The 11994-nt window shown below is 41.6% G+C and carries 14 protein-coding genes; 1 reads left to right on the top strand and 13 read right to left on the bottom strand.

Features of this window, described 5'->3' with window-relative positions; genetic code table 11:
- Positions 1-28: 28 nt before the first annotated feature.
- The 5 genes from NST65_RS10250 to NST65_RS10270 form a co-directional block, all read right to left on the bottom strand.
- Positions 29-1066, bottom strand: coding sequence for an NAD(P)H-dependent glycerol-3-phosphate dehydrogenase (locus NST65_RS10250; RefSeq protein ID WP_024428086.1), 1038 nt, complete (start codon positions 1064-1066; stop codon positions 29-31).
- A gap of 14 nt (positions 1067-1080) precedes the next feature.
- Positions 1081-2391 carry a ribosome biogenesis GTPase Der gene (gene der, locus NST65_RS10255; protein WP_034280419.1) on the bottom strand — a complete coding sequence of 437 codons (1311 nt, stop codon included), beginning with the start codon at positions 2389-2391 and terminating at the stop codon, positions 1081-1083.
- 159 nt (positions 2392-2550) lie between these two features.
- A complete protein-coding gene (locus NST65_RS10260; protein ID WP_008344527.1) occupies positions 2551-2745 on the bottom strand; it encodes a hypothetical protein in 195 nt (64 codons plus the stop codon).
- 6 nt (positions 2746-2751) lie between these two features.
- The gene (locus NST65_RS10265) at positions 2752-3636 is read right to left on the bottom strand and encodes a YIEGIA family protein (RefSeq protein WP_111926493.1); all 885 of its coding nucleotides are present in this window, start codon (positions 3634-3636) and stop codon (positions 2752-2754) included.
- Positions 3633-4175 carry a hypothetical protein gene (locus NST65_RS10270; protein ID WP_111926491.1) on the bottom strand — a complete coding sequence of 181 codons (543 nt, stop codon included), beginning with the start codon at positions 4173-4175 and terminating at the stop codon, positions 3633-3635. Before NST65_RS10270 ends, NST65_RS10265 begins: the two co-directional genes overlap by 4 nt.
- Positions 4176-4354: 179 nt before the next feature.
- On the opposite strand from NST65_RS10270, the gene NST65_RS10275 reads away from it, so the two are divergent.
- Positions 4355-4486 carry a YpzI family protein gene (locus NST65_RS10275; RefSeq protein ID WP_064497540.1) on the top strand — a complete coding sequence of 44 codons (132 nt, stop codon included), beginning with the start codon at positions 4355-4357 and terminating at the stop codon, positions 4484-4486.
- 216 nt (positions 4487-4702) lie between these two features.
- Here the strand turns inward: NST65_RS10275 and fni are convergent, their stop codons facing one another.
- From fni to prsW, 8 genes are all read right to left on the bottom strand, one after another.
- Complete coding sequence (gene fni / locus NST65_RS10280) at positions 4703-5758, bottom strand: type 2 isopentenyl-diphosphate Delta-isomerase (protein ID WP_065214679.1); 1056 nt, start codon at positions 5756-5758, stop codon at positions 4703-4705.
- 14 nt (positions 5759-5772) lie between these two features.
- A complete protein-coding gene (gene rpsA / locus NST65_RS10285) occupies positions 5773-6924 on the bottom strand; it encodes a 30S ribosomal protein S1 (RefSeq protein WP_024422818.1) in 1152 nt (383 codons plus the stop codon).
- A gap of 223 nt (positions 6925-7147) precedes the next feature.
- Positions 7148-7825, bottom strand: coding sequence for a (d)CMP kinase (cmk, locus tag NST65_RS10290; protein WP_024428083.1), 678 nt, complete (start codon positions 7823-7825; stop codon positions 7148-7150).
- Positions 7826-7896: 71 nt separating this feature from the next.
- Entirely contained in the window at positions 7897-8079 is a 183-nt protein-coding gene (locus NST65_RS10295; protein WP_024422820.1) for a DUF5359 family protein, read from the bottom strand.
- Positions 8080-8142: 63 nt separating this feature from the next.
- Positions 8143-8790 carry a flagellar brake domain-containing protein gene (locus tag NST65_RS10300; RefSeq protein WP_081124544.1) on the bottom strand — a complete coding sequence of 216 codons (648 nt, stop codon included), beginning with the start codon at positions 8788-8790 and terminating at the stop codon, positions 8143-8145.
- A 102-nt stretch (positions 8791-8892) separates the two neighbouring features.
- A complete protein-coding gene (gene ypeB, locus NST65_RS10305; RefSeq protein ID WP_046311625.1) occupies positions 8893-10242 on the bottom strand; it encodes a germination protein YpeB in 1350 nt (449 codons plus the stop codon).
- A gap of 16 nt (positions 10243-10258) precedes the next feature.
- Positions 10259-11170, bottom strand: a complete 912-nt coding sequence (sleB, locus tag NST65_RS10310; RefSeq protein WP_034280405.1) for a spore cortex-lytic enzyme — start codon at positions 11168-11170, stop codon at positions 10259-10261.
- 133 nt (positions 11171-11303) lie between these two features.
- Positions 11304-11960: a glutamic-type intramembrane protease PrsW gene (prsW, locus tag NST65_RS10315; protein ID WP_024422824.1), complete on the bottom strand. Its 657-nt coding sequence runs from the start codon at positions 11958-11960 to the stop codon at positions 11304-11306.
- Positions 11961-11994: the final 34 nt, after the last annotated feature.

The following is an 11994-nucleotide window of genomic DNA, read 5'->3' on the forward strand; positions in this document are numbered from 1 at the left end:
TCTACATGCCTAAGTTCAGTCTTTCCTTTTATTTTGTTTGGTTTTCAAACATGTTCACAAGGTCTTCCATCTCATGTGTTTTCACACGTGCCATCAACGATTCTACAGCATCGTCAACCTTTTTCCCTTCAAACAGGACGCCGTAAAGAGCCTCTGTAATCGGCATGCTGACCTTGTATTCTTTTGAGAGCTGATAAGCGCCTTTTGTTGTGCGGACGCCTTCGACAACCATGCCCATTTTTTCAAGCACTTCTTCGAGCTTGTATCCTTTACCGAGTAAATTCCCGCAGCGCCAGTTACGCGAATGAACACTTGTACATGTCACGATCAAATCACCAACGCCTGTTAATCCGGCAAATGTAAGGGGATTCCCTCCCATTTTCGTGCCAAGACGTGCGATTTCAGCAAGTCCTCTAGTGATAAGCGCCGCTTTTGCATTGTCACCATATCCAAGTCCGTCTGTGATACCAGCCGCAAGAGCAATGATATTTTTCAATGCGCCGCCAATTTCCACCCCAATCACATCAGGGTTGGTGTACACTCTAAAATGATTGTTCATGAACAAATCTTGAACAAATTGAGCTGCTTCAATGTTTTCTGACGAGACAGTGACAGTTGTCGGATGACGCAGACCTACTTCTTCTGCATGACTCGGCCCTGATAGGACAACGACAGCCTCTCTTTTCTCAGATGGAACTTCTTGTTCAATCATTTGAGAAATTCTAAGAAGTGTATCTGGTTCAATTCCCTTACTGACATGGACAAATGGCACCTTCGATGAGATCAGCTCATTTGCCTGCTTCAATACCTCACGAATGGCCTTTGTTGGCACAGCGACAATAACCGCCTCTGTCCCCTCTAAAGCCTGCTTCATATCGGTTGTCGCCTGAATAGACGCTGGCAGTTCGACATTTGGCAAGTAATCATGATTTTCATGTTTCTCATTGATTTGATCTATGAGCTCTTGTCTATGTCCCCACATGTGTACATCATGATGATTATCAGCTAATACAAGCGCAAGAGCTGTTCCCCAGCTGCCTGCTCCAAGTACTGAAATTTTCTTCATCCTGCTCACCCTTTTTATTTTCTCGCTCTCGCAAATATTTTAATCGGTGTTCCTTCAAAACCAAATGCATCTCGAATGCGGTTTTCTAGGAAACGCTCATAAGAAAAGTGCATAAGCTCTGGATCGTTGACAAACACAACGAAGGACGGAGGCTTAATGGCCACCTGTGTTGCATAGTAAATCTTTAGGCGCTGTCCGTTATGGGTCGGCGTTGGATTCATCGCCACCGCATCCATGATGATATCATTTAAAATATTGGTTTGAACGCGCATTGCATGGTTTTCGCTTGCTGTGATAATAGACGGCATTAATGTATGAATTCTCTTTTTCGTAAGAGCAGACATAAACAAGACAGGTGCATAATCAAGGAACTGAAAATGCTCGCGGATGTTTTGCTCAAATTCCTTCATCGTGCGCTCATCTTTTTCAACAGCATCCCATTTGTTCACAATGATGACAACAGCTTTACCAGCTTCGTGTGCATAGCCCGCAATTCGTTTATCCTGCTCAATAATGCCTTCCTCGCCGTCAAGTACAACAGCGACAACATCAGAGCGGTCAATGGCTTTTAATGCACGAAGTACACTGTATTTCTCTGTTGTTTCATATACTTTCCCTTTTTTCCTCATACCTGCTGTATCGACAATGACAAAGTCACGCTGATTGTACGTAAACATCGTATCGACAGCATCTCTTGTTGTACCAGCAATGTTGCTGACAATGACGCGGTCTTCTCCGAGCATCGCATTCACTAAAGAAGATTTCCCTACATTCGGGCGGCCAATTAAGCAAAACTGAACAACTTCTTCAGCATATTGCGTATCCGGTAAGTTCTTAAAGTGTTCTGCCACTGCATCAAGCAGATCACCAAGACCTAATCCGTGCGTTCCAGAAATCGGAAACGGCTCGCCAAATCCGAGTGCATAAAAGTCATACACATCGCTTCTCATTTCAGGGTTGTCCAGTTTATTGACAGCAAGTACAACTGGCTTTTTCGTACGATATAAAATTTTTGCGACTTCTTCATCCGCAGATGTCACGCCATCTCGGCCATTCACCATAAAGATAATGACATCCGCTTCATCCATTGCGATTTCTGCCTGATGGCGAATTTGCGCCAAGAATGGCTCATCTCCAATATCAATTCCACCAGTATCTATTAAATTAAAGTCATAATTTAACCATTCAGCAGAGCTATAGATTCGATCTCTTGTTACACCAGGTGTGTCTTCTACAATCGATATTCTTTCGCCTGCGATTCGATTAAAAATTGTAGATTTTCCAACGTTGGGCCTTCCAACAATGGCTACGACAGGTTTACCCATAGTACCCTTCCTTTCAATCCAGCCGCGATTCAATATGTTCATCATCATGTTTCAACCGGGATTTATAATTTTCATTCAGATTTATGAAATAAACCCTTCAAACATGAAGGGTTCAACTTATATATTATATCAATTTTTAATCAGACCACAATGAATAACTTAAAAATGTTTGACAATCAAGTAAAGATCTTCTCCAATGCCGTGTGCAATTCCATCTAAAATGGCCTCTAAATTCATGGCATACATGTCGAGCTCTTCTTTATTTTCACAGAAAAAAACCGCTGTTCCGCCAATGACCCGCTCTTTATTAGTTGTTGCCACAGCCAATATAAATTGTTCAATGGTGTTCGCCATGCCCTATTACCTCACTTTCTTTTTAATGAAATCTGTCGGCATTCTTATGGCATTTTCTAAAATAGGCACCTCTTCTAATACACGTACAGCCAAATCTTCACGCTGCCATTGCGGTAAAATGAACACACCAAGTGTACCGGTATCCAGATCACGTTTTGCTAGCGGACAGAGCGATGGTTCACCAGAATCGCGGTACACGCCAAGCACGTTCGATAAATCAAATAAAATGGCTTGCCGCTGTCCAAGGTTAGCAATCGTTGTAGCAGAGTTGAAATTTTTCGGCGTCAAAATAAAGCCCATCCCATGCTCTAAAATGAGCTTTTGCTTTTCAGGCAGCCCGATATTCATAATGTATATATCATTCACATAAAGCCCTGCCCCATCAAAGCGAAGTTCCCCTTTTTGAATGCTGACGATATCCTTTAATTGACTGCCTGACATTAATAGCTTTGCCATGAAAAAACAAAGAATACCGACTACTGTTCCAACAACAAGCGAGAAGAAAATACAGGCTGTCGTTGTAATAAGTGCAGTGAGAATGGCAATATAATTTCGACTTTCAAAGGCAATGGCAATGCCTTCTATATATGTACTGCCTCGTGAGACAAGCTCATACGAATCCATTTGGGTTAACGTATTTCTTTCCATATTTCGGACATCTCGAAATTGTGTGGCTGCCAAAGTGAGAAAGGTAATCGCTGTAAATTCCTCCTGAATTAGTGCAGGCATAATGATCGCACCTAATCCTGACGCAATAAAACCAAGTGCAATGTGAATCACTTGTCCATGAATATACGTCGGGTATTGCCGGTAATCCGTTCTTAACATGTAAAGTCTGGCCGCCATCCCAAAGATGACACCAATAATCACAGGAAACGTATAGTCTGTCATGTTGATTTTGCAGCCCCTTTTACTGATTTTCTTGATGAACGGGCGTTTAAGAGCTTTTCAAGCTGATCGACACCTAATAGGAAGACCGCTCCTTGTACAACGAAGGAAAGAAAAGAGAGATCCCCTAGGACAATTGATGATGTGAGGCGGTGAATCGTCAGCGCATAAAGGGCTTCGCCGAGACATACTGACATCATCCATAAGGTGATTCTTTCCGTTAACGGCTGTCCATATGTCATACACATTAAGATCAGCAGGGCAAATACGACCCAATCCACCTTTATTATCGTGAACCAAACAGGGTCATATAATGCAAATATCATAAAAAAGGCATACGCGCTCACCATCGAGCCCAATTGCATGATTCTCAAAATTCGGTAACTAGGCCTATATATGACGAAAGCAGCACATGCATATAAAAAAGTCATCAAGAATCCCGCATTGATGCTCATATCTAAAACGGATATCATGATATGACTGAATATAATATGGACAAGTACACAGATGCCCAGCACGCTGCGCCACAAACTTTTTTCCATGATAAATGTCACCATAATCCAAACGAACCATATAGACCAATAATAGTACAAAGCCTCCAACGCCTCATCACCTCAATTACATTATGGGAAAATCTCCAATTTTTAAACATGCGGATCGTTACCGGCTCTGTATGAAATAAACAAGAGGTGACACCCTAATGATTGAGGAGGGATACATGATGGGAAAAGATAGACAGGAAAAACGTTTAAAGGCGTCAAAAAGAGTGGAATCTGACCGCGATCAATCCATTCATCATAAAGGTGCAACAGCATTAGAAGGTCCAGAAAGCGCTCGAAAAAGAAATCAATAAAAAAAGGCATGTGATAATCACATGCCTTAGATTTATTGACAAAGGGCTAAAATGTTCTTTATTTTGGATCTTTGTCTTCTTTTCAGCGTGATAGAAAACCTTTGCAGCCCTAGGAAGGGCGAGTACCGGGGCGGAGCGAATTTGGCATTCGTGAGCACCGGCACGCAGGACTGACACCGAATGCGAGGGTTTGTCTACGCGCTGAGGCATGTGATATCACATGCCTCTCTGACTATAGTACGTTGTGTCAACGCCTCTTTCTTTGAGCCAATGACTTGTTTCCCCTGAGATCACAACTTGAGCCTGTCTCAGTTCTTCAATCGTCTTCACTCCAAGCACTGTCATCATCATCTTGATATCTTCTTGAAGTTCCATGATATCTGCGATGAGGCCGCTTTCTCCTCCACTGGTCAATGATTTCAAGAAAAATCCAGCTAGACCAGCAGCAGATGCGCCAAGAGCCATTGATTTGGTTACATCAAGAGCATCTTGAATACCTCCGGAGGCTAAAATCGTTTGATTCTGAAAGGCTGTATGTACTTCAGCAAGACTCGCTGCAGTTGGAATTCCCCATTGATCAAAATAACGAAGTGCTTTTTGGCGTCGGAGATTTTCAATCTTGGAGAAGTTCGTTCCACCAAATCCGCCTACATCAACGGCTGCAACCCCAGCATGAAATAACTTTCCTGCCGTCTCCTTGCTCATGCCAAACCCGACTTCTTTTACAACAACAGGCACACCAACAGATTCAACGATCGCTGCAATCCGCTCAAGCGCCCCTCTGAAATCGCGATCGCCTTCAGGCATGACAATCTCTTGGATGACATTCAGATGAATTTGGAGCATATTTGCCTCGAGCATGTTGACTGCTTCTTGAGCTTGCTTCATTGTCGCTTCACTGCCTAAATTCGCAAAGACAATTCCATCCGGATTGACTTTACGAACGACTTCATATGTTCGTCTTTCTTCTTTATCTTTCAGTGCAGCCATTTGTGATCCAACTGCTACTGGGATATTGGTCTCCTTCGCTGCGATCGATAAAGAGCGGTTGATCTCATAGGTGGACTCTCCGCCTCCGCCAGTCATTGCATTGATAAAAATTGGCGAACCGAAAGTCAGTCCGCCAATTGTCGTTTGTGTATCAATTTGTGATGTCGCAAGATCTGGTAAACTGGCGTGAACGAAGGAAACATCATCTAAACCTGTTGCTGCATGCTGGCCAGTGGACAACGCATGCTCAATATGCTGCTTCTTTCTTTCTGCTCGCGTCAATTTTGATCACCAAATTATTTTAGTTTATTGAGTTTATCGCCGATCAGATCACCAAGCTGGAATCCGCTTGTGTTTTCTTCTTTCGCCTGATATTGACGATAATCCTCTTCGATTTGTTTTTCAGGATTTTCTTCTAAATCACGGATGCTTAGTGAGATGCGCTCTTCGTCTTCATTCACATCAAGCACTTTCACTTTCACAGTCTGCCCTTCTTCAAGGACTTCTTGCGGCGTGCCGATATGTTTATGAGAGATTTGGGAAATATGCACAAGTCCTTCTACACCTGGCAGAATTTCAACAAATGCACCAAAGCTCACAAGACGTTGAACGGTTCCTTCAAGCACATCACCTTGTTTTACCTTTTCACCAATTTGGCTCCAAGGTCCTGGTAATGTTTCTTTAATAGATAGTGAGATACGTTCGTTATCACGATCAACAGCAAGTACTTTGACCTTGACTTCCTGTCCTTCTTCTACTACGTCAGATGGCTTTTCAACATGCGCATGGGATAGTTGAGAAATGTGAACTAATCCGTCAATGCCGCCAATGTCAACAAATGCACCAAAATCAGTAAGCCGCTGCACTTTACCATCAATCACACTGCCTACTTCAAGCTTTTGCAGGAAGTCTTGCTTTTTGTCTAATTGCTCTTGCTCAACGACTGCACGGTGCGAGAGAATCACGCGATTTTTTTCGCGGTCAAGTTCTACCACGACTAGTGAGAGTGTTTTCCCTTTGTAATCTGTGAAGTCTTCTACATAGTGTGCTTCTACAAGAGATGCAGGAATAAATCCGCGCACACCAATGTCAACGACAAGACCACCTTTTACAACGTCTTTTACTTCAGCTTCAAATACTTCTTTTGTTTCAAACTTTTTCTCTAGGTCTTCCCAAGCGCGGTCTGCATCAACAGCACGTTTAGATAAAATCAAAGCATCGTCTTCGACCTTTGTTACTTTAAGCTCTAACTCGTCGCCATCTTTCACGACATCTGATGCTTTTTCAACGTGAAGACTTGATAATTCACTGATTGGGATGATACCAGGTTGTTTCACATTGACGATATCTACATTGACATGCTTGTCCTCAACTTTAGAAACAATCCCTTTCACTACATCTCCAACCTCTGGTACCTGAACATCGATTTGATTCATTTCCTCTGTCATTTCGATAACCTCCTTGGTCCAAACCTACACAGCTTAGTTAAAACGACTGGGCGAATATGTGTCTTAAGCATGATGATTGCCAGCCGAATATGTATTATAGAAACATTCAAATCAATATAATTGCTTGAATGATCAATAAAAATAGTATTAGTATAAACTTCTAATAAAAGATCTTGTTTGTCAAGAGATAAACCTCTAACTTATAAAAGTTTTCTAAAATTTCTTACTGTTTCTCCACGCGGTCTGCTGCATCTAAAATTTTCCCTGCCACCTCTTGAATAGAAAGGGAAGTGGTGTCAATTTCAATGGCGTCATCCGCTTTCTTCAAAGGTGAAACTTCGCGCTCAGAATCAAGCTTATCGCGTCTTGCAATCTCTTCGATCAACTGATCGTAATTGACATCGTAGCCTTTTTTCTGATTCTCTTCAAAGCGGCGTTTTGCTCTTTCTTCTACTGATGCAAGCAAGAAAATTTTCACTTCAGCATCTGGAAGTACATGAGTACCTATGTCTCTTCCGTCCATAACGACGCCGCCTCGTTTGCCAAGCTCTTGCTGCCTGCGGACCATTTCTTCCCGAACAGCTCTGTGCTTTGCAACAACCGATACCTGGTTGCTTACGCGGTCTGTGCGAATATCCTCTGTGACATCCGTATTGTTTAGATGGACTTTTTGACCCTCGTCTGTTGTTACTAGTTCAATGACCGTTTTTTTCAGTAATGAATCAAGTGCCTGTTCGTCTTCAAGGTCTACACCTTGATTGAGTGCCGCAAGTGTAATCGCGCGGTACATAGCACCTGTATCAATATAAATATATGATTTTTTGGCTGCGACAATTTTTGCCACAGTGCTTTTGCCTGCTGCTGCAGGACCGTCAATTGCAATAGATAATTTCTTTTTCATAATACCTCTCCTTGATTGAATCTCCCTTATGAATTGTAACACGATCACCGCTCAAACGGGGGAATTTTCTATCAATCCTTCTGCTTAAACGTTTCAATCCATTCTTCAATACTCATGTTATTCACACCCTCATACTGCACGACTTTTGACAAAAAAAGCTCTCCTTTCGTCAAATGAAGTGTAATCTGAACAGTTAGCAATAAAACAAGCTGAATGAGCACCACTTTCAATAACCATCTTTCCATTGTCTTCATACAAAAAGCCTCCACGCTAGATTCTTCCCTCTCTAGTATGGAAGCTTTTTACACCCTTTATTCTTATGCTTTTTTCACACGTGTTAAAAGCTGCTGCTGGAAGCAGTATTTCATGATGTGCTGCTGGTGATCATTTGTGATCTCTGAAAACTCCATGATCGCTCTTGTTTTGCCAGACTGTTCATCTTGATATACTCGATTCATCTCTGCAACCGCTTTTATTTTCACGGGCTCTTTTAGGGGAAGTTCAAACTCTGTGACCACTTCTCCATATTCTTTCAATGACACGCCCTCAGGAACAGAAATTGCTACGCCGCCAGCACTCATATTCACAATAAACGTTTCAAAGGCCTCTTCATCCGTTTGCATAATGGTGGCTTTGACCATCGTATCCACTCTCAGATATTCTCTTCGCTGAAGCCGAATCATTTTTTCTTTTGGCGGAATGGAAATAACAATCATCGGGATATCTTCTTTTCTCTTTCCGATGACTTCGCTTGTACATTTGTATGGAATTTGGTCTTCGTCAAAAAAGAAGACGGTGATTTCTGTTTGCTGGTTTAAGTAGATGGTGCGTCCCGTTTCTTTATCAGCTGGATAATTAATGCAAATATCATCGTTATTATTTTCCAAAACCTTCGATTTTGCTGTTTTCACTTCTTTGTTCTCATTGACATATTCAATTGTGATTGCATCCCCTATTTGTAACATTCCTCATCACTCTTTTCATCTGTGAAATCGTATCCTCTCCTATATTAAACCATGTCTAAAACAAAAGGAAAAGACTTATTAGCCTTTTCCTTGTTTCCTTTTCTATAGGTCTTTATATATAGGTTCTGCGTTTTTTAGTTTATCTACTCGTTCTTCTTTTCCAGTATCTGCATTAATGAACATGCGATACGTATCGTTTTTTATCGTTCCGAGGAACTCATAGCACAGAACTTCCTCTGACATATCATTTTGCACAATCGCTAAATGAGTATCTTCGATCTTTACATGCTGATTTAATGTTTTCTTCGCTTCTTTTTGCGAGATTTTAGGTGATTTAATGTCACGTGTTTTATGATTCGTTAAATAATCCTTCGCTGAAAACCCAACAACCTCACCATCGTCCAATGCGACTTTCATGCGTATGCTATCTGGATAAAGCAGAACATTTTTCTGAAGAGGAACATAGGTAAATACACCGATATTATCAAATTGTGCACTTTCATCTAAATGGAACGATTCTGTATCAAACCCTTGCTTCTTTAAAAAGCTGAGTGCTTTTTCTGATGCATCATTTAAACTGATTTTCTGTTTTTTCACGTCACGATTCTGAAGAAGGTAAACTGGGTGTCCTCCTTTTTCAGTTAAGTCTAAATAAAAGTTTGCATGGCTGTCTGGATCAGACATCGATAAGCTGTACACGTCGCGATTGGTTTTGCTGCCGCTTTTTCTCACTTTAAAATGTTGATTATGGTCAGGTGTGAATTGCTGTGCAATGCGGATCGCTTCTTTTTTTGAAATCTTATCGCCTTTTAAATGATTGTATCCTTGTGTTTCTTTTTCTGTGGACACATTTGTAGGCCCAAGATCGACATCTGCAAATGCATCTGCATTTCTCTCGACTGTTTTCAGCCCGTCAATGATGGTGTTGTCGTTCTTTCGATCGCCGTCAGCGAGCGCCATTTCAACATCCATCCATTTTAAGTTTTTATTAAGTACGAGGTGCTGCACTTGTCTAAGTTCGTTTTGGATATCTGACGCTTGATTATATAGAGCTGTAATGGTTTTGTGTGTATCTTTATTTAATGGTTCATCTGATAAAGATTTGACTGATGATTTGTAGCTAAAGTCTCCGACATTCGCCAGAAATTCTTCCGTTTTATTAAAAGGCATCAATGTAAGCGGGAGCTGGCTGACATTGTTATGCGCTTCTGATGACATTCTCCATACATCTGCAAGTGCTGGTGAGATGGATGTTTGGCTGTTCATCGCAAGTGTTGCGCCCAGTTTGTCATGCAGCTGATCCACCTGATACGTTAAATCGTGGAAGGCTCTTTGGTAGTTGTTCTCAGCATGAAGCAGGACGGCGTCTTTTTCTTGATGTTCTTTATAGCCCCAGTAACCTGTTGAGATGACAGCAATTCCTAAAATAGCAATCAATATTCCTCTGATCATTTATTTACACCCCTTTTTATTCGCAGAATATATGTTTCCCGATTCGTTTAATTTGTGGTCTTCCCCAAATCCATGGACTTGTTGCTGTATCAGGATTAAAGTAATAGATGGCGCTCTCAGATGGATCCCAGCCATTGATTGCATCAAATACAGCTTTTTTTGCCGTTTCATCTGGCGTCATATAAAATTGCCCATCTGCTACAGCAGTAAACGCAAGCGGTTCAAAAATGACTCCTGCGATCGTATTTGGAAAGGTCGGATTGTTCAAGCGGTTTAAGATAACGGACGCGATGGCCACCTGTCCTTCATACGGCTCACCTCTTGCTTCACTGTAAACAGCTTGCGACAAGAGCTGAATGTCATTACTAGAAAAACCACCAGGCATGTTGGCTGCTGTTTGTTTTGGTGTTTGATTTCCCTGCTGACTGCCTGACTGATTGCCGGACTTCCCAGATGATCCACTTTGACTTTTTTGATTTTCTTTTGTACCTTGGGCTGTCTTTTTTTGCGAGCTTTTTTGCGCAGGAGCCTTTGTTTGCTGATCAAGAGGCTTTCCGCCATAATGGGTAAACTGGTTCCCTTGCTGCAGCTGTTTTTGAACAAACTCTTTGTAGTATTTCGTCTTTTGAACTAATAAGTTTTTTGTTTTCTCACCTACAAGTCCATCGACCTTCTTCATGCCAAATTGGTTTTGAAAGTTGCGAACGGCCCAGTACGTCCCCCAGCCATAGACGCCATCGATTTTGCCATTGTAAAACCCATTGTATTGGAGCCGCGCTTGCAGCTCGACTACATCTTCTCCTGTTGCCCCGCGCTGGATGACTTGGCCGGTGAATGCTTCACTTTTACTGGCTGTCAAAAGTGAAGACGCAAGAAGAACGATTGAGAAGATAAGAACAATTTGTTTCATGAAACGAGCTTTATCCATATTTGATCCTCCTGTACTTTTGATGTTTGAATATATGTTTCTTCCGATCCCTATTTTTATACATTCAACACAGGAGAGAATTGGATGGAAAAGACAAAAAAACGCCCTATAAACAAATAGGACGTTTTCCAAATTAAATTTGCACCATTTTTACCGCACGGGCTTTTTTTGCTTTCCTTAAACCAAACCACCATAAAAAAATCATGAACGGCACCATGATATATCCCCAGTTTTTCATCCCTAATAGAATGAAATCATACAGGCCGTGAAACAGCACAGGGAGCGTTAAAGAAAGGATCAGCCATTTGCGCTGCTCTTTTTTATCAGAGAAGCGGGCTTTTCCGATATAAAATCCCATCACAACACCAAATAATGCGTGACTTGATACAGGTAATAAAGCACGGGTAAACGCATATTCGACCCCGTGGCCGACTAAGTAAAGGATATTTTCAAGTGTTGCAAAACCAAGTGAGACACTCGTTCCATACACAATTCCGTCATAGTGTTCGTCAAACTGGGCATGTGCATAAACGCTGACCATTAAAATAAACCATTTTAATGATTCCTCTAAAAAGCCCGACGTCACAAATGAAATCAAGATAGGATTTGTTGCAATATTTTCCTCTTGAAGGACATATTGAATAAACATGGTTGGAAACACAAGTATGACACCTAGCATAAAAGATCTGATGACCATGTGAACCGGCTCATTGTCGTACTGATCTTTCAAATAAAAATAACTTAAAAGTGCGATGCCGGGAGCTAAACCTGCTGAGATGATTGCGATCATAACCAGACCTCTTTCCCTACATTATCCTTCATTA

It is taken from the genome of Bacillus sp. FSL P4-0248, from assembly GCF_038593305.1.
GTDB lineage: Bacteria > Bacillota > Bacilli > Bacillales > Bacillaceae > Bacillus > Bacillus safensis.

Coding starts and splice junctions, on each gene's coding strand:
- NST65_RS10300 (WP_081124544.1), bottom strand. CDS start 8,790: ATGTTACAAATAGGGGATGCAATCACAATTGAATATGTCAATGAGAAC.
- NST65_RS10250 (WP_024428086.1), bottom strand. CDS start 1,066: ATGAAGAAAATTTCAGTACTTGGAGCAGGCAGCTGGGGAACAGCTCTT.
- rpsA (WP_024422818.1), bottom strand. CDS start 6,924: ATGACAGAGGAAATGAATCAAATCGATGTTCAGGTACCAGAGGTTGGA.
- cmk (WP_024428083.1), bottom strand. CDS start 7,825: ATGAAAAAGAAATTATCTATTGCAATTGACGGTCCTGCAGCAGCAGGC.
- sleB (WP_034280405.1), bottom strand. CDS start 11,170: ATGGATAAAGCTCGTTTCATGAAACAAATTGTTCTTATCTTCTCAATC.
- prsW (WP_024422824.1), bottom strand. CDS start 11,960: ATGATCGCAATCATCTCAGCAGGTTTAGCTCCCGGCATCGCACTTTTA.
- NST65_RS10260 (WP_008344527.1), bottom strand. CDS start 2,745: ATGGCGAACACCATTGAACAATTTATATTGGCTGTGGCAACAACTAAT.
- NST65_RS10275 (WP_064497540.1), top strand. CDS start 4,355: ATGGGAAAAGATAGACAGGAAAAACGTTTAAAGGCGTCAAAAAGAGTG.
- der (WP_034280419.1), bottom strand. CDS start 2,391: ATGGGTAAACCTGTCGTAGCCATTGTTGGAAGGCCCAACGTTGGAAAA.
- NST65_RS10295 (WP_024422820.1), bottom strand. CDS start 8,079: ATGAAGACAATGGAAAGATGGTTATTGAAAGTGGTGCTCATTCAGCTT.
- NST65_RS10265 (WP_111926493.1), bottom strand. CDS start 3,636: ATGACAGACTATACGTTTCCTGTGATTATTGGTGTCATCTTTGGGATG.
- NST65_RS10270 (WP_111926491.1), bottom strand. CDS start 4,175: ATGGAAAAAAGTTTGTGGCGCAGCGTGCTGGGCATCTGTGTACTTGTC.
- ypeB (WP_046311625.1), bottom strand. CDS start 10,242: ATGATCAGAGGAATATTGATTGCTATTTTAGGAATTGCTGTCATCTCA.